11 protein-coding genes and 1 pseudogene are annotated in these 17,437 nt (G+C 72.5%); 8 read left to right on the forward strand and 4 right to left on the reverse strand.

The annotated features are described in order from the left end of the window. From ABD223_RS37770 to ABD223_RS37800, 7 genes and pseudogenes are all read left to right on the forward strand, one after another. A pseudogene (locus ABD223_RS37770) lies at positions 1-185 on the forward strand (ABC transporter substrate-binding protein); the annotation flags it as partial. A 120-nt stretch (positions 186-305) separates the two neighbouring features. Beyond that, on the forward strand, positions 306-1,532 hold the full coding sequence (locus ABD223_RS37775) for an amino acid ABC transporter substrate-binding protein (RefSeq protein ID WP_344042055.1): 1,227 nt from the start codon (positions 306-308) through the stop codon (positions 1,530-1,532). Positions 1,533-1,538: 6 nt separating this feature from the next. Beyond that, the gene (locus ABD223_RS37780) at positions 1,539-2,417 is read left to right on the forward strand and encodes a branched-chain amino acid ABC transporter permease (RefSeq protein ID WP_344042057.1); all 879 of its coding nucleotides are present in this window, start codon (positions 1,539-1,541) and stop codon (positions 2,415-2,417) included. Then, entirely contained in the window at positions 2,401-3,423 is a 1,023-nt protein-coding gene (locus ABD223_RS37785) for a branched-chain amino acid ABC transporter permease (protein WP_344042059.1), read from the forward strand. Before ABD223_RS37780 ends, ABD223_RS37785 begins: the two co-directional genes overlap by 17 nt. Further along, positions 3,420-4,160, forward strand: a complete 741-nt coding sequence (locus tag ABD223_RS37790; RefSeq protein WP_344042061.1) for an ABC transporter ATP-binding protein — start codon at positions 3,420-3,422, stop codon at positions 4,158-4,160. Before ABD223_RS37785 ends, ABD223_RS37790 begins: the two co-directional genes overlap by 4 nt. Beyond that, positions 4,150-4,896: an ABC transporter ATP-binding protein gene (locus ABD223_RS37795; RefSeq protein ID WP_344042063.1), complete on the forward strand. Its 747-nt coding sequence runs from the start codon at positions 4,150-4,152 to the stop codon at positions 4,894-4,896. Before ABD223_RS37790 ends, ABD223_RS37795 begins: the two co-directional genes overlap by 11 nt. Positions 4,897-4,951: 55 nt before the next feature. Beyond that, positions 4,952-7,243, forward strand: coding sequence for a PQQ-dependent sugar dehydrogenase (locus tag ABD223_RS37800; protein ID WP_344042065.1), 2,292 nt, complete (start codon positions 4,952-4,954; stop codon positions 7,241-7,243). A gap of 33 nt (positions 7,244-7,276) precedes the next feature. Here the strand turns inward: ABD223_RS37800 and ABD223_RS37805 are convergent, their stop codons facing one another. The 3 genes from ABD223_RS37805 to ABD223_RS37815 all read right to left on the reverse strand — a co-directional run bounded on the left by ABD223_RS37805 (position 7,277) and on the right by ABD223_RS37815 (position 14,311). Further along, positions 7,277-9,043: an ABC transporter ATP-binding protein gene (locus ABD223_RS37805; RefSeq protein WP_344042067.1), complete on the reverse strand. Its 1,767-nt coding sequence runs from the start codon at positions 9,041-9,043 to the stop codon at positions 7,277-7,279. Between the two features lie 215 nt (positions 9,044-9,258). Further along, positions 9,259-11,451 carry a rhamnogalacturonan lyase family protein gene (locus ABD223_RS37810; RefSeq protein WP_344042069.1) on the reverse strand — a complete coding sequence of 731 codons (2,193 nt, stop codon included), beginning with the start codon at positions 11,449-11,451 and terminating at the stop codon, positions 9,259-9,261. 130 nt (positions 11,452-11,581) lie between these two features. Continuing rightward, positions 11,582-14,311, reverse strand: a complete 2,730-nt coding sequence (locus ABD223_RS37815) for an exo-rhamnogalacturonan lyase family protein (protein WP_344042071.1) — start codon at positions 14,309-14,311, stop codon at positions 11,582-11,584. A 274-nt stretch (positions 14,312-14,585) separates the two neighbouring features. Between ABD223_RS37815 and ABD223_RS37820 the strand changes: the two genes are divergently transcribed. Further along, positions 14,586-15,671 carry a LacI family DNA-binding transcriptional regulator gene (locus tag ABD223_RS37820; protein ID WP_344042073.1) on the forward strand — a complete coding sequence of 362 codons (1,086 nt, stop codon included), beginning with the start codon at positions 14,586-14,588 and terminating at the stop codon, positions 15,669-15,671. Between the two features lie 64 nt (positions 15,672-15,735). Here the strand turns inward: ABD223_RS37820 and ABD223_RS37825 are convergent, their stop codons facing one another. Further along, positions 15,736-17,379 carry an extracellular solute-binding protein gene (locus tag ABD223_RS37825; protein ID WP_344042075.1) on the reverse strand — a complete coding sequence of 548 codons (1,644 nt, stop codon included), beginning with the start codon at positions 17,377-17,379 and terminating at the stop codon, positions 15,736-15,738. Between the last annotated feature and the right edge of the window lie 58 nt (positions 17,380-17,437).

The raw sequence follows: 17,437 nt of genomic DNA on the forward strand, positions 1-17,437 counted from the left end.
TCCAGACCGAGATCGAGAAGTCGATCCCCTACATCCCGATCCTCACCGGCGGCACCACCAGCGAGTACAACGCCAAGAAGTTCACCGGCTGGCCCACCCGGGACGACCTGTACGCCTTCCCGGCCCTGTGGGCGCGCCCGGACGCTTCCGAGATCATCCTGAGGCTCAAGCCCACGGGCCGGTGACCGCGCTCCGGGCTGTGCCCGCCGCCGGTCGAGCACGCCACCCCCGTGGCCCTTGTCACACCCCGCGCGGGTTCCTATGCTCGGAAAGCGCTTACCTCATCCCTCGACGACGGGTGGACGATGGATATCGCTCACGGGCTCCGCATCGGCGCCCTCGGCGCTGCTGCGACGCTGCTGCTCTCCGGCTGCCTCGGCGGCCGGCCGGCGGAGGGAGGAGCCGGCGGTGACGGACCCATCCGCATCGGCGTCTCGTTACCGCTGACCGGCGACTTCTCCGAACCGGGCAAGGGCGTGCAGCGCGGCTACGAGGCGTGGGCCGAGCACGTCAACGCCAACGGCGGGCTGCTGGGCCGCGAGGTCGAGCTGATCGTCCTGGACGACCAGTCCAGCGCCGACCGGGTCGCCGCCGACTACGAGAAGCTCATCAACTCCGACGGCGTCGACCTCGTCTTCGGGCCGTTCTCCACCCGCCTGGTCATCCCGGCCGCCCAGGTGGCGCGCGACTACGGCATGCTGTTCGTGGAACCGGCGGGCGCCGCGCGCGAGGTGTTCGAGCAGGGCTTCGACAACCTGTTCTACGCCGCGCCGGCCGTCGCCCAGGACCACTACGACCACCTGGCCGAGGCGATCACCGCCATGCCCGAGGCCACCCGCCCGAAGACCGCCGCCTACGCGGTGATGGACGACCCGTTCGCCCAGGGCACCGCCAACGGCCTCAAGGACGAGCTGGCGGCCGCCGGCATCCGGACCGTGGTCGACGAGGTGTACCCGCCCAACACCACCGACTTCGGCTCCATCGCGGCCAAGATCGCCGACTCCCGCGCGGACGTCGTGGTCGGCGGCACGCAGTACCAGGACGCGGTGAACCTCATCGTGGCCCTGCGCCAGCTGGACTACCAGCCGAAGCTGGCCGCGTTCTCCACCGCGCCGACCAACCCCGAGTTCGCCGAGGCCATCGGCGCGCACACCGAGGGCATCCTGTCCCCGACCGGCTACACGCCCGAGGCGGACTACCCGTCCAACAGGGAGTTCGTGGACTTCTACACGCGCGAGACCGGCGCCCCGCCCACCGAGGACGAGGCCAACGCCTGGACCACCGGCCAGGTCGTCGCCGCCGCGGTCACCGCGGCCGGCTGCGCGGACCCCTCGCGGGAGTGCCAGCGCGAGCTGATCGACTGGTTGCACGCCAACGAGGTGCAGACCGTCGTCGGCCCCCTGCGGTGGGACTCGGCGGGTCGCCCGCAGGGCGCGCACCTGATCCAGCAGTACGTCGGCGGGAAGATCCGCATCGTGCTGCCCGCCGACGCGGCGGAAGCCGAGTTGGTCCACCCCAAGCCCGCGTGGTGAGCCCGGGTGCCCCTCGTCTTCCAGAGCCTCGTCCTCGGCGTCCTGATGGGCGGCCTCTACGCCCTGCTGGCCGCCGGTCTCACCCTCTACTTCGGCGTGATGCGCGTGGTGATGATCGCGCACTCCGCGTTCCTGGTGCTGGCCGCGTACCTGGCGTGGGCGTTCACCACCCGGACCGGGTTGGATCCGATGCTGTCGCTGCCGGTGACCGTGCCGCTGTTCTTCTTCCTGGGCGTGGCCGTGCAGCGACTGCTGGTCGCACGCCTGCGGCCGGCCACGCTCACCACGATGTCGGTGCTGCTGACCTTCGCGGTGGCGCTCGTCGTCGAGGGCGCGCTGGGGTTCGTCTTCACCGGCACCCACCGCCGCGTGCCGCTGCCCTACTCGGGCGCGCGGCTGGAGCTGTTCGGCGCCGGCGTCGCACTGGTCAAGCTGATCGCCTTCGGCCTGGCCGCGGTGACGCTGATCGGGCTGCACGTGCTGCTCAAAGTGACCAGGTTCGGCCAGGCGCTGAGGGCCACCATGCAGCACCGCGAGGCGGCCCGGCTGCTCGGCGTGGACACCGACCGGGTCGCCGGGTACGGCTTCGGGCTCGGCCTGGCCACCGCCGCGGTCGGCGGCACCGCCCTGGCGCTGGACTCCACCATCTACCCGTCGCTGCACTGGCACTGGGTCGGGCCGCTCATGGCGATCATCGTGGTCGGCGGGCTGGGCAGCGTCGCGGGCGCGGCCATCGCGGCGCTGCTGCTGGGTGTCGGGCAGAACCTGCTCCAGATCCCGCTCGGCACCACGTGGGCGCAGACGTTCTTCTACGCCGCCCTGTTCGCGACGCTGATCGTGCGCCCACACGGGTTCTTCGGAGGCCGCCTTGCGCAGCGGTTCTGAGAAGGCGCTGAAAGCGGTCGGCCTGGTTGCCCTGGCCGCCTTCCTGGTGGCGTTCCCCGGTCTGGCCGCGGACCCGTTCGTGCTGTCGGTCGGCGTGGTGATCATCAGCTACGCGGTGCTGGCCACGGCGTGGAACTTCGTCGGCGGGTTCACCGGCTACATCTCCCTGGGCCACGCCGCCTACTCCGGCCTCGGCGGGTACGCGACCGGGCTGCTGGTCCTGCGCGCGGACCTGAACCCGTGGGTCGCGCTGCTGCTCGGCGGGGTGGTGGTGGCGGTGCTCGCGGTGCCCGTCGGCATCGCCGCGCTGCGGGTGCGCGGCGCGTCGTTCGTGATCGTGTCCATCGCGGTGGTGCTGGTCCTGCTGCTGGTGTTCCAGAGCTGGGGATCGGTGACCGGCGGCTCCGACGGGCTGCGCGTGCCACGCCCGTTCGGCCCGGACGTGCTGCGACCCGAGCAGCACCAGCGGTTCTTCCACCTGCACGCCGTGCTGCTCGCGGTGGTGCTGCTGTGCTGGTGGCTGGTCGACCGCTCGCGGTTCGGCATGGGGCTCAAGGCGATCCGCGAGGACGAGGACAAGGCGCGGTCGCTCGGCGTGCCGACGGTGCGCTACAAGCTGGCGGCGTTCGTGGTCTCCGCGTTCTTCACCGCGCTGGCCGGGGGCCTCTACGCCCTGTGGTTCGGCTTCCTCGACCCCATCTTCCAGTTCTCCATCCTGGTCGGCGCCAACATGGTGCTGATGAGCCTGCTCGGCGGCGTGCGCAGCCTGTTCGGGCCGCTGGTCGGCGCGGTGGTCGTCGGCTACGCCACCGAGTTCTTCAAGGCCCGGTACGGCGACACGCAACTGCACCTGGTCGCCACGGGTGTGCTGCTCGCGGTGGTGGTGCTGTTCCTGCCCGACGGGATCATCCCCGCCCTGCGCGGGCTGGTGGACCGGCTGCGACCGGCACGGGCGTCGATCCGCGAGGTCACCCAGGAGGAACTGGCCGAGGAGGTGCGGCGGTGACCGCGGAGCGGGGACTGCGCGTCGAAGGGCTCACCAAGTCCTACGGCGGCGTGCGGGCGGTGGACGACGCGTCCGTCACCTTCCGGCACGGCCGGATCAACGCCCTGATCGGCCCGAACGGCTCGGGCAAGACGACGTTCTTCAACTGCGTCACCGGAATGGTCGAACCGGACGGGGGCACGGTCACCTACCACGGCCGCGACCTCACCGGGTGGCCCGCCCACCGGGTCGCGTACGCGGGCATCGGCCGCAGCTTCCAGCTGTGCCGCGTCTTCCCGCGCCTCACCGCCGTGGAGAACCTGCTGGTGGCGGTGCGGCCCGGGTCGGTGCTGCGCGCGTTGTCCCCGGCCCGCCGCAAGGCCGACGTGGACCGGGCGCTGGGTCTGCTGACCCGCGTCGGCATCGAGCACCTCGCCGACGTCGAGGCTCGCGACCTGTCCTACGGCCAGCAGAAGCTGCTGGAACTGGCGGGTGTGCTGATGGCCGACCCGGAGACGATCCTGCTGGACGAACCCGCCGGCGGCGTCAACCCGGCGCTGATCGACCGGATCGGCGCGCTGGTGCGCGAGCTCAACGCCGAGGGCCGGACCTTCCTGATCGTGGAGCACAACATGGACGTGGTGATGAGCCTGTCGGATCACGTGGTCGTGTTCGACCGGGGCCGCCCGATCGCCGAGGGCCCACCGGACGAGATCCGCGCCGACCCCCTCGTGCTGGCGGCCTACCTTGGCAACTGACCTGCTCGAACTCGTCGACGTCGAGGCCGGCTACGGGCGCGCGGCGCTGGTGCTGCGCGGGCTGACCGTGCGCGTGCCGCCCGCGTCGGTCGTCTGCCTCGTCGGACCCAACGGCGCGGGCAAGTCCACCGTGCTCAAGGTGGCCAGCGGGCTGCTCGCGCCGCGAGCCGGCCGCATCCTCCTGGACGGGCGCGACGTCACCGGGCACGGCCCGCAGGACCTGCTGGCGGCCGGCCTGTCGCACGTGCTGCAGGGGCACAGCGTCTTCCGCGAGATGACGGTGCGGGAGAACGTCCTGCTCGGCGCGCACACCGTGCGGGACGAGGTGCGGGTGGCCGAGCGGGTCGACTTCGTCCGGACGCTGTTCCCGGTGGTGGGCGAGCGGTGGGACGCGCTGGCGGGCGCGTTGTCGGGCGGGCAGCAGAAGCAGGTCGAGTTCGCCCGGTCGCTGATGGTCAGTCCTCGCGTGGTGCTGCTGGACGAGCCGTCGATGGGGTTGGACCCGAGGGCCACCGCGACGGTGTTCGAGCAGGTCGTGCGGATGCGCGACGCGGGCACGGCGGTGCTGCTGGTCGAGCAGAACGCCCGGCGCGCGCTGGAGGTGGCCGACCTGGGGTGCGTGCTGGACCTGGGCCGGGTGCACATCAGCGGCCCGGCGGGTGACCTGCTGGCCGATCCGCGGTTGGGGGAGCTGTACCTGGGCAGCGCGCCCCGCGGGCGGCCCGGAGGACCCTGAACCCGATTCTACCGAGCGGACCGGCGATCCCGGCCCTCCCGGGGAGGAGACAACGATGGGCAAGCGCAGCCGGCGAGCCACCTCGGTCGTCACCGCCTTGGTCACCGCCGCCTTGACGGCCGCCACGGTGGTCGCGACCCCGACCTGGGGCGCGCCCGACGAGCCCGTGGCCGGCCCGATAGCCGACCCGATCCCGCAAGACCCCGTCCGCTCCCGCCTCGGCCTCGTCCTGGCGGAAGTCGCGCGCTTGCCCGCCTCGGCCCCGACCCCGCCAACCGGTGACCACCGGCTCAACCGGCACAACCGGATCAACTTCCTCGGCGAGGTCCCCGACGGTTCCGGCCGGCGCTACGTCCCGGACCTCAACGGCCCCCTGTACCTGCTGGAGGGTGGCACACCGCACGTCTACCTCGACTTCGCCGCCCGCTTCCCGCACTTCTACTCCGGGCGGGGCATGGGCAGCGGCTTCGGCTTCGTCGCCTTCCACCCCGAGTTCGCCCGCAACGGCCGGCTCTACACCGTGCACACCGAGGGCCGGGGCGCGATCGACACCGAGACGCCGACCTACCCCAACCAGCCCAACGCCGTCGTGCAGAGCGTGGTGTCCGAGTGGACCGCCGACGACCCGTCCGCCGACGTCTTCGCCGGCTCCCGGCGCGAGCTGTTCCGCTACGGCTTCACCACCACCATCCACGCCGTGCAGCAGATCGACTTCAACCCGACCGCCCGCCCCGGCGACCCCGACCACGGCCTGCTGTACCTGGCCGTCGGCGACGGCGGCATCGGCGTCAGCTCCGACGTCCCCCAGGACCTCGGCACCCCGGCGGGCAAGATCCTGCGCATCGACCCGGCGGGCTCGAACGGCCCCGGCGGGCGGTACGGCATCCCGCCGGACAACCCGTTCGTCGGCCGGCCCGGGGCCCTGGGCGAGATCTACGCCTACGGGATGCGCGACCCGCACCGCTTCACCTGGGACCGAGGCGGCGACCACGCGCTCTACCTCGGGCACATCGGCCAGCACGCGATCGAGGCGGTCTACGAGGTCCGCGCGGGTGACAACCTCGGCTGGAGCGAGCGGGAGGGCGCGTTCACCTACCGCCGCGGCGACGAGTGCCACCTGTACCCGCTCCCGGCGGACGACGACCGGTACGGCTACACCTACCCGGTGGCGGCCTACGACCACGACCCGCCGGCGGGGTGGCCGTGCACGCAGGACAGCGGTCACGCCATCTCCGGTGGCCAGGTCTACCGCGGCCGCGCCGTGCCGTCGCTGCGCGGCAAGTACGTCTTCGGCGACCTGGTGGACGGCCGCGTCTTCTACACCGAGGTGTCCGAGATGCGGCGGGGCGGGGCCGCCGCGCCGCTGCGCGAGTTGGCGTTGTTCGACACCCGGGGCAACGAGCGGCGGATGTCCGACTTCGTCGGCGACGGGCGGGTGGACCTGCGGTTCGGCACGGACGCGGCCGGTGAGCTGTACCTGGTGACCAAGGCCGACGGCCGGCTCTGGAAGGTCGTCGGCACGCGGGAGGCCCCGCGGTCCGAGGTGGCTCCCGGCGTCGCCCCCCACCTGGTCGCGCACTACGACTTCGAGCACCCGTTCCCCGTCGACGACGCCCGCGAGCTCGACCTGGGCCGATCGCGCACCCTGCTCGGCCTCGTCAACGGCGGCGAGCGGATGCGCGTGGACGACAGCGCCTTCCGCGGTGGCGGCAAAGCGCTGGAACTGGGTCCGCGACCCGGTGCGAACGACGACTGGAAGGCCGGGGTGTGGGACCCGGGCGGCGCCGAGTCGCTGAGGGCGTTCAACGGCGTCGACGGGATCACCATCATGGGCTGGTTCAAGGCGACCGGCGCGAACCCCGTCCCGGGCCACGGCGCGGTCGGGTTGGCGGGCCTGCTGAGCGGCGACTCCGACGGGCACGCCGTCCGGGCGCTGATCGAGGCGTTCGAGGTGGACGGGGAACTGCGGCTGGTCGCCCTCGGGCGCCGGGTCGACGGCGGCGCGTCGCAGACCTACGCCGCCGACCTGGCCTGGCGGGAGGTGCTGCCGCCGAACCGCTGGGTGCACCTGGCCGCCACCTTCGACTTCACCACGGGCGCGATGGCGCTCTACCGCGACGGTCGGGCCCTGCCGGGGTCCTACACCGTGCCGGGGAACCCGTGGCAGGTCGACGGGACCGGGGCCTCGCGCACCGACCCCAGGGGCATCAAGATCGGCGGGAGCTTCCCGCAGGACACGGCGGAGCGCAACCCCTGCGCGTGCCGGGTGGACTCGCTGATGTTCCTCGACGTCGCCGCGCCCGCCGACCTGGTGGCCCAGCAGCACCGCCGGTTCACCCGCCGCTGACGCCGGTGGCCCGCGGGGCGCGCCGACCGGTCGTCAGGCGGGGTGGCCCGCGTGCAGCCGGGCGTAGGCGCCCCCGCCGCGCAGCAGTTCGTGGTGGGATCCGATCTCCCGGATCTCCCCGTCCTGCATGACGACGATGCGGTCGGCGTCGCGGGTGGTGGACAGGCGGTGGGCGACCACGAAGGTGGTCCGGCCGTGGACCAGCCTGGCCAACGCCTGGTGGACCAGGGCCTCGGACCGGGTGTCCAGGGCGGAGGTGGCCTCGTCGAGGATCAGCAGGCGGGGGTCGCGCAGCAGGGCGCGGGCGATGACCAGGCGTTGGCGCTGGCCCCCGGACAGGTGGGCGCCGCGGTCGGCGACCGGGGTGTCGAGCCCGTGGGGCAGGTCGTCGACGAAGTCCAGGGCGTTGGCGTCGCGCAGCGCCGCCCTGATCGCCGCTTCGTCGGCGTCGGGCATGCCGAAGGCGACGTTCTCGCGGACGGTGCCGTCGAACAGGATCGGCTCCTGCGGCACCACGGAGATGAAGCGCCGGTAGGTGCGCAGGTCGAGCCCGGCCATGTCGACGCCGTCGAGCAGGATCCGGCCCGAGGTGGGGCGGATGAAGCCGATGAGCAGGTTGAGCACCGTGGACTTGCCCGCTCCCGAGGGCCCGACCAGCGCGATCGTCTCGCCCGGGGTCACGGAGAGGGTGAAGTCCCGCACCGCCGGCCGGCCGATCTCGGCGTAGGCGTGGTCGACGGCCTGGAACTCCACCGCCCCGCGGACCCCCGTGACCCCGGCCTTGCCCTCGTTGTCCTCCAGGGCGGGCGCGCGCAGCACCTCGCCCGCGGAGCGGACGGACTCCAGCCCCTTGGAGATCACCGGCGCCAGGGCCATCAGCGTGGCCAGGGACGTGGTGGAGGTGGTCAGGAAGGCGCTGAGCATCACGACGTCGCCCGCCGTGATGCCCCAGGCCCCCTGATAGGCGACCAGCGCGGAGGCGGTCAGGAACAACACCCCGAGCACGTTGAGGAACACCCAGGACAGCGAGGCGACCCGGCCGTTGAGCAGGTCCAGCCGCAACCCCGACGCCAGGACCCGGCCCAGGGTGTGGTCCATCCGCCGCAGGACGTGGCGCTCCAGGCCGTGCGCGCGGGTGACGGGGATCAGCCGGGTCATCTCGTTCACCCGGGCGGCCAGGTGCTCCACGTCCTGGCGGAACACCTCGTTGTGGTCGCGCAGGCTCGACCGCAGGCGCAGCACCACCAGGGCGGCGAGCGGCACGATCAGCAGCAGCACCGGCAGGAAGTGCGGCGCCCGGAAGCCGACGATGGTCAAGCCGCCGACCAGGACGGTGAGCGCGCTCATCCCGGTGTCGGTCGTCTGCTGCGCCATCTGCTCGACGGTCTCCACGTCGCGGACGACCTTCGCCTGGAGCACGCCCGCGCTGGTCCGGTCGTGGTAACCGATGGACAGCTCCTGCAACCGGGTGCACAGGGCCGACCGCAACGCGGTGCCCGCACGGCGCACGCTGCCGTGCAGGAGGCGGACGTAGAGCAGGTGCAGCGGGTAGTTCACGACCAGGATCAGCATGATCACACCGACCGCGACCCCCATCCCGCCGAGCGGCAGGTGCAGCACCACGGTGTCGACGATGACGGCGGTGACCACCGGGAGCAGCCAGACCGGGCTGTGCTTGACGACGAAGACGGCCAGCGCCCCGCCCAGGCGCCCGCGGTGCGGGCGGAACAGGTGGCCGAGGGCGCGCAAGGGGCGCCGGTCGGGGTCGTGGTGCCCCAGCGGGGTGTCGGACGAGGTCACCGGAGGTGCTCCGTTCGTTGCTGGACTCGCCTCCGGATTGGAAAGCGCTTTCCGTCATTTTTCGGAGCGGCGTGGGCGCTGTCAAGCCGACCGCTGTCCTCGGTGCTCCGCCGGGGCCGAACCGGTGGCGCCGGCCGGCCGCGGGGATCGTGCTCGGCCGCGGCCGACCGGCGCCTCGCGTCACGTCGGGCGGTCGTCCGCCGGACCGCGCGCGCCTACCGCTCCTGGTAGGTGATGTTCGGCCGGGGCGGTGTGGCCATGCCGGCGCCGATGAAGTAGTCGACGTGGTGGGACTGGATGTAGCCCTTGAGGGTCATGGCGTTGCGGTAGGCGGGGTTGTGGGCGAGGGTGTAGAGCCTGGTGCTGCTGGGTCGGTCGGTGGTGAAGATGATGAGTTCGTTGAATGCGGCGTTGGTGTAGAGGACTTCCTCGCGCCAGTCGCCGAGGATGTCGCCCTGGAGGACGGGTGAGTTGCCCTGGGCGGCGTCGACCGCGCCGTACTGCGAGGTGGTGAGCAGGCGCGGGGTGCGGTTGGTGGGGGTGGGGTTGTTCGGGTCCCACTTCTCGAACTTGCCGTCGTTGAGCAGTTCCATGCCGGTGTCGCCGTCCCAGTGCAGGCCCAGTTGCGGCCAGGGCTGGAGCGAGGTGTCGGAGTGGGTCAGCCGGTTGGTGGCGGCGTTGTAGACGCCGGAGAACGCCCAGACTTCCATGCCGGGGTGGCGGGGGTCGATGTCGCCGGCCATGCCGCGGCCCACGTCGGCGGTGCCGGACGCGCTGTGCCGCCAGATGATGTTGCCGGTGGCGGCGTCGTAGTAGTAGTCGCGCAGGCCGCTGGGGTTGTTCTGCTGGACGCCGTAGCCCTCCAGGCCGGGGCGGTTGGGGTCGATGTCGGTGATGTGGAAGCGGTCGCCGTGCACGACACCTGCCGGGCCGAGGGTGTAGCGCAGGGTGCCGTCGCCGTTGAGGACGAAGCCGATCTCGGCGATCTCATCGCGGCCGTCGCCGTCGACGTCGACGATGCGGGTGTTGTGGCCGTCGGGGAGGTCCTGGTTGCCGCGCAGGAACTTCCATTGCAGGGTCAGGGCGCTGCCGGTGAAGCGCCAGGCGGTGAACATGAGGTTGAAGCCGCCGTCGCCGATGCGGTTCTTCATGAACGCCACGAGGCTGGGGTTGACGCCGTCGAGGTGGCCGACGCCGAAGCGGGCGTACATCGGGCCGTCGGCGAGGTAGTCGGTGGGCACGGGCGCGGTGGCGCGGGGCGCGCCGGTCAGGCCGTCGAGGACGGCGATGTGTTGCCGGGTGTTGTCGCTGTCGGTGAAGCGGACGCCGTTGCCGAAGGTGACGCCGTTGGCGATGCGGACGGCGACCTCGGCGCGGCCGTCGCCGTCGAGGTCCTGGACGGTGACGCCGTCGTTGTGCCCGACGTTGATCGTGGCGGAGCCGCCCTCGATGTTGTCCTGGTTGGTGCTGTTGGGGCCCATGTCGACCTGCCAGAGGAACCGGCCGTCGCGGCGGTAGGCCTCGATCTTCTGCGGTGAGGTCTGCCGGTCGAGCACGTAGTCGTACTCGCCGTCGCCGTCGAGGTCGCCGGCCCAGAGGAACTTCACCGCGCCGCCGGCGCGCAGCGGCACCCGGACCACGGGCTCGGTGGCGGCGTTGGCGCGCAGCGTGAACGCGCCGCTGGGCGCCTGCTCCACACCGCCCACGACCGGCCGGACGCGGTAGCTGTTGGCCTGCGACAGGTTCGCGGTCGAGTCGGTGTGGTTGGTGCCGCCGGTCAGGGCGGAGGAGTTGAGCTTGACCTCCGCGCCGCCGCCGGTGGAGCGGTAGACGTTGAACCCGATCCCGGCCGGGTCCAGGCCCAGCAGCCGCCAGGACACCAGCACCTGGCTGCCGCCCGAGCGCACGGCCACCACGCCGCGACCCAGGCTCTCCATCCGCCTGACCGCGGCGCCGCCGCTCGTGCTCACCTCCAGGTAGTCGATGTTGGCCAGCCCGGCCGCGGTGGTCGCGGAGAGCTGGACGGTGTTGTTGCCCGCGGTGAGCGGGGCGGTGAGGGTCTTGGTGGCCCAGGTGTTCCAGGCGCCGGTGTTGTCGAACGCGGCCCCGGTCTGCACCGCCGCGCCGTTGACGCCGATGGTCGCGGGCCTGCCGACGGCGTTGCCGTTGGCGTACCGGATGGACAGGGTCGCGACGCCCGCCGCGGCGGCGTCGACGGTGAACCGCGCGGTGGCGCCGGTGGCGCCGGTGGAGTCGCAGAACCCGCTCCCGGAGTAGCCGGAGTGGTTCGAGGTGATGGCGCCGTCACAGGTGGCCGGGGCGGTCTCCACCTCGTACCGGGTCGTCGCGGCGTGCACGGCGGGGGCGAACACCACCGCCGTCACCGCACCGGACAGGACGGTTGCCACGGCAACGACTACGGACGCCTTTGTCAGTCGTTTCATTGTTGTCCTTCGACGTGTCGGGGTGTTGGCCCACCTCGACGGCTCGATGTGGTCGAACAGCGGCGGCGGTGACCGGGTTCGGCGGTGCGCGGGGTCAGGTCAGGCGGTCGCCGACCAGCGCCAGGCACTGGATCGCGGCCAGGCCGTACTGGGAGCTGGCGTTGGTGGAGACGAAGCTCGCTTCGTCGACCGGTTTGAGCACGTTCGGGCCCTCCACCCGCGCGGACGTGAACTCCCGGGTGGCCGGGTAGCCGGCGTGACCGGTGTCGAACTCCTCCCACGCCCGCGCGGCCAGACCCGCGTCGCCGAGCTTGGCGGCGGCGTAGGCGGTGAGCCGGGAGTGGGCCTGGCGCAGGTTGAGGCTGCCCCAGGACTGGCCGGTCTCGGCCTGCTGCTCGGCGGCGGTGCCGTTGTAGAGGCGGCAGTACTGGAGCCACGCCCTGGTGAACGCCTCGTCCCCGGTGAGGTCGATCAGCTCGCTGCACACCTCGACCAGGCCGAACACCGCCCCGAGCGAGCCGACGTTCACCGCGGGCCGGGCGGGGGCGAACGCGCCGGTGTCGAGGTCGTACAGGCCGCTGCCCTGCGCGAACCCGTTGGGCATCGCGGCGATGGTGCGCATGCCGTTGAGCAGCTTCTCGCGGGCTCCCGGGTCGCCGCCGCGCTCCCACTCGGTCAGCCAGGCCAGTGCGAGGCCGCTCCAGTCGGTGCCGGTGCTGACGGCCAGGGCGTGCGGGTCCGGCTCGTAGGGCCCGGTGCGGATCTTGCGGAGGGGATCCAGGACCAGGAACGTCCTGTCGGCGTCGACGAGGTCGCGCATGAGGTCGCCGGTGCGCTCGTCGGCGGTGAGGAAGTAGTGGAAGCGGCGGTAGCCGGCGGTGCTGATGCGCAGCTGCTTGGCGCTGTCGGCCCAGTGCTGCACGCCGTGGCGCGTGCCGAGGTCCTGCCACTTGCCGAGGTGGTAGACGTCGACCTCGCCGGTGTGCCGCGTCATGGCCTCGGCGAAGCGGAACGCCTCGGCCTTGCCGGTGCGCAGGTAGTGGTACCACAGCCACAGGTCGGGGGAGAGCTCGGAGTTGGCCCAGGCGTAGCCGCCGACGTCGTAGCGCCACACGTGCCGGTCGGGGTCGTAGGTGTGCATGATGTCGCCGTAGTCCCAGAACCCGTACCAGGACCGCTGCTCCACCTGACCGCGGTGGTGCTCGAACAGGAAGTCCAGCCGGTCCTCGATGCGGGCCTTGGCCGGGGTGGAGCGGTCGACCGGGGACCAGTCGCCGAACACGCCGGCGGCGTGCAGGTGCGCGGGCGACGTGACGATCAACGGGGGAGTGCGCACCGCTCGGGCCATCTCCCCGACCCGGGCCGCGGCCGGTGTGGCGCCCAGTGCCCAGAACACCAGCTCGGTGGTCCGCGCGATCCCGTGCGGCGTGCCGAAACCCGGCTCGTGGTCCTCGTAGGTGATCTCCAGGCCTTCGAGCTGCTCGGGGTAGGTGTCCTGGCCCAGGCCGTCGTGGTAGAAGCGCAGGTCCATCGGCCCGGCCTCGGGCGACCACAACCACACCGTGACCTCGGCCGCCGCGCCCGCCGCGCCGCGGACGTCGAGCTGGGTGGGGTGCAGCTGCCAGAAGTCGCGCATGCCGAAGGCGAACCCGCCGCCGGGGCCGCCGACGTACCCGAGCCCGCCCGCCCGGCCGCCGGCGTCGACCGGGATCCACGCGTGCCCGGCCTTGGTCCGCTTGCGGATCTGGAAGCCGTCGGCGGTCAGCTGGCGCAGCGAGTAGTCGCCGAAGGCGGGGACGAGGTGCAGCCGGGAGCTGACGCGGGTGTCCCAGGTCGCGGTGGGCGGGGTGGCCTGCCCGGCGACCTGGGCCTGGCGGACCGCCGCGCCGGGGTCGCGGCGCAGGCCGGTGATGCCGCGCACCGCCTCCGACAGCACGCCGTCGCCCGGCCCGGCGAAGCGCACGTGCCGGTTGTGCGGCTCGTCGCGCATCGGCACCTCGAACCGGATGCCCAGGCCGCGGACGAAGTCCTTCTCCTCGTCGCCGTCGAACACGAAGGTGTGCACGGCGCGGATGCCGTCGCTGCCGGCGTAGAAGTACAGCCGCACGGTGAACGGCAGCCAGGACCGCCCGCCGTGCCGGTGCCTGCCCTCGACCTTCACCACGGCGCGGACCGGGCCCGACTGCTCGACCACCACCGCCTCCACCCGACCGGTGAACCGCTCCGACTTCACCGAGCCGCCCTCGTCGTCGCCGGGCTCCCCCTGCCGCAGGCACACCAACCGGCCGTTGCGCGCGATCTCGCGGTCACCCCGGACGAGGGTGCGGACCAGCCGGTCGCCCTTCTTCGGGATCGCACAGCGGATGACGCCCGTGCTCACCTCCACCTCGTCGCGACCGTCCCTGACCGCCACGGCCGCCACCGGCGCGGCGGGGGTCCCCGCGGCGAGCACGTACTGCTCGGCCGGCGGCACCTCCGCGCCCACGGCGTGCGCGGTCCACTTCAACGACCCGTCCGGCCAGTACGCGGTCGCCCACGACTGCACCGGCACCTGCCGCCCCGCGGCGGTGCGCAACGCGAACGACTGCCCCTCGGGCACGGTGCCCTTCGGCCACGGCACGCCCCACGTGGAGCCGGCGGCCAGCTGCCGGGGCGCGCCCCCTTCGAGCCAGCGGAGCTGGACGCCGTCCTCCAGCGCGCCGCTCGCCGTCGCCGGCCACGGGGTCGCGGCGGGGGAGGCATGCGCCGGTCCGGCGGCGCGGCCCACCTGCGCGGCGGTGCCGACCGCCGCCGCGGTGAGGATGAGGTTACGTCGGGAGATCATCGCCATGAGGGCTCCACGGTGAGCGGGGCAACGGTGAGAAGAAGGTAGTCGTGGAAACGTTTACAACGGCATAATGCCAGCATAAGCAGTATTACCTGTCAATGGTTACCGCTGATCGCCTTATACGGTTACCTGAGGATCGTGCTCCGGATGCCGTACCGGATCGAGGTTCGCCCGGTTCCCCGTGGGGAGGGGATTTGACATCGGGTCACCGGGTGGGAAACATCGTGTGTAAGCGTTTTACCAGTGAAGAGCGGCACCAGGTGGAGGCGACATGGTTCGGCGCGCGGCGCCCGACAACGGGGAGCGACGGCCGACGATCCGCGACGTGGCCGCGCACGCGGGCGTCTCCGTCGCCACGGTCTCCCGGATCCTGTCCGGCACCTACGCCAGCGCGCCCGCCACGCGCACCAGGGTGCTGAGGGCGGTGCGGGAGCTGGACTACGTGGCCAACGCCAACGCCCGCGGCCTGGCCGGCGCGAGCAGCCGCAGCGTCGCCATCATCGTCAACTCGGTCGTCTCGCCCCACTACGCCCACGTCGCCCAGGGCGTGCAGGACCAGGCCGCCGTCGAGGGCAAGCTGTGCATCGTCGGCACCACCGGCGGCGACCCCGAACGCGAACTGGCCACGGTGCAGCTCATGCGCGAGGAGCACGCCGAGTGCGTGATCCTCGTCGGCAACGTCGTGGCCGACGAGGCCTACCGCGAGCGCATGGCGGACTACGCCCGCGCCCTGGCGCTCGCCGGCTCGCAGCTGGTCCTGTGCGGACGCCCGGCGCTGGGGCCCGACGTGCCCGCCCTCGTCGTGGAGTACGACAACACCGCCGGCGCCCACGCCATCACCAGCCACCTGCTCTCGGCCGGTCACCGGCGCATCCTGTTCCTCGGCCGCCGCGACAACTACACCACCCCCGAGAGCCGCGTCGCCGGCTACCGCGAGGCCCTGGCCGACCACCGCGTCCCCCACGACCCCGACCTGGAGGTCGAGGGCACCATGGAGCGCGGCGAGGGCCACCGGATGATCCGCGAGCGGCTCGCCGCCGGACCGCGCGACTTCACCGCCGTCTTCGCCGGCAACGACCTCATCGCCGCCGGCGCCCGCCAAGCGCTGCGCGAACACGGGCTGCGCATCCCCGACGACGTCTCCCTGGTCGGCTTCGACGACCTGCCCCCGGCGGCCGACATCGACCTGACCACCGTCCACGTGCCCCACGAGGAACTCGGCCGCACCGCCGTGCGCATGGCCCTCCAACGCGCACGGGACAAATCCGGCCTGCCGGAGCGCGTCGTGCTCGGCACCCACATCGTCGTCCGCGACTCGGTCCGCCCCGTCGTGCCCCCCGACGACCCGGCCCGGTGACCCGGAGCCGATCGCCGACCCGGGCGCTCCCGCGGGTCGGCGATCGGCGGCGAAGAGGACCGGCTCACCGGTTGGCGGCGTGCTCCGCGGCCAGTTCCTCGGCGACCCGGTCGCCGCCGGCCTGGCGCCACTGCGCGACGACGTCCGGCCACGCCGACAGCGGTTTGCGGCCGAACACGACCGCCGTGATGCCGTCGCCCAGGACCTGGTTGAGCTGGGCGCTCCTGCTCGCCTCGGTGGCCGAGCGGAGCCCGGTGCCGGGGTTGCGCACGCTGCGGGGCAGCGTCGCCTTCTGCCAGTCGTGGACGGCCTTGGCCACGTCGGGGTGGCCGGGCAGGTAGAGGACGGAGGGCGCCACGCCGATGTACTTGGTCGGCAGCAGCGAGTTGTTCTCCTGGCCGTACAGGTCGGTGAGCTGGATGCCGCCGGCCTCCTTGGTGAAGTGCTCGCCCTCCACGCCGTAGTTGGCCAGCTCGTACTCCTCGGTGCCGAAGGGGGCGCTGAGGTAGTCGACGACGCGCAGCAGCAGCTTGACCCGGGCGGGGTCGGCCTTCTTCACGGTGACGTAGCCGAAGGTCCCGTTGCTCTGCCAGGGGGTGGCCTGCGGCCCGTACGGCCTGCCGAGGTCGGGGGCGAACCGGCCGTTGATCTTGTTCAGGAAGGACGGGTTCACCGAACCGAAGCCGTCGTTGATCGAGGCGACCGTGCCGTTGTGGAAGTGGCTCTGCATGTCGGTGGAGCTGGTGGTGAGGCTGTCGGGGTAGTGGGTGCCGGCCTCGACGAGCTCGCGCATGACCTCCAGGGCCTGCTGGAACTGCGGTGTGGTGGTGGTGTGGGTGAACGCGCCGTCCTCCACCGACCACGAGTTCGGCGCGCCCGTCGAGCCCGCGTGGTAGGTCACCGCGCCCAACCCGCCGAACAGCGTCTTGAACCAGCCCACGCCCCACCTGCGGTCGCCGGTCAGCTCCTTCATGGCGTCGAGGTACTGCTCGGTCGTCCAGTCCTTCGGGATGCCCGCGGCGTCCATGGCGGTGCGGTTGACGAACAGGCTGTTGGCGGGCGTCGGCCGTTCCAGCGGGATGCCGTGGAGCCTGCCGCCGATGCGGCCCATGCCCTGCCAGGCGTGGGTGGGGATGTTGGCCAGGTTGGGGAACTCCTTGACCGCGTCGCCGCCGACGAACTCCGACAGGTCGGCGCAGCGGGCCTGGACGAACTCGGCGGCGTGGGGCAGCGCCAGGTTGGTGAACATGATCATGTCCGGCAGGTCGTCGCCCGACGCCATGAGGGTGGCCATCTTCTGCCCGTACTCCGGGTCGGGCACGACGGTGACCTCCAGGTTGACGCCCAGCGCGGCGTTGATCGCCTGCCAGTACCGGTTGTCGCCGACCGGCTTGGGCGGCGCGCCGTAGGACACGACCAGCACCGTGACGTCCGAGCCGTCCCCGACCGGGTCGTGCACCGACCGCACGGTCCGGTCGGGGTAGGTCAGGTAGAGCGGCTGCACGCCCGAGCCGTCACCGGGGGCGTCGGGGGTCGGGCCCGGGAACGGCACGTGGGTCGGCCACGGGGTGAGGTCCTTGCCGGCGTTGGAGACCCCGCCGCCGGGTGCGCTCCCGCCGCACGCCGAGAGCAGGGACGGGGCGGCCAGGCCGAGCGCGCCGAGGCCGGTCAGCCGGAGCAGGGAGCGGCGGTCGATGCGGTGGTCCATAACGGGTTTCCTCTCCCGAGGCGGTGCCGGAAGGAGTGGGTCGGGTGGGGGTGGTGGG

It is taken from the genome of Saccharothrix xinjiangensis (assembly GCF_039527585.1).
Taxonomy (GTDB): domain Bacteria; phylum Actinomycetota; class Actinomycetes; order Mycobacteriales; family Pseudonocardiaceae; genus Actinosynnema; species Actinosynnema xinjiangensis.

What these genes read in the sequence shown, in the direction of transcription:
- ABD223_RS37775 (WP_344042055.1), top strand. Translation starts at nt 306, where the DNA reads ATGGATATCGCTCACGGGCTCCGCATCGGCGCCCTCGGCGCTGCTGCG.
- ABD223_RS37800 (WP_344042065.1), top strand. Translation starts at nt 4,952, where the DNA reads ATGGGCAAGCGCAGCCGGCGAGCCACCTCGGTCGTCACCGCCTTGGTC.
- ABD223_RS37815 (WP_344042071.1), bottom strand. Translation starts at nt 14,311, where the DNA reads ATGATCTCCCGACGTAACCTCATCCTCACCGCGGCGGCGGTCGGCACC.
- ABD223_RS37820 (WP_344042073.1), top strand. Translation starts at nt 14,586, where the DNA reads ATGGTTCGGCGCGCGGCGCCCGACAACGGGGAGCGACGGCCGACGATC.
- ABD223_RS37825 (WP_344042075.1), bottom strand. Translation starts at nt 17,379, where the DNA reads ATGGACCACCGCATCGACCGCCGCTCCCTGCTCCGGCTGACCGGCCTC.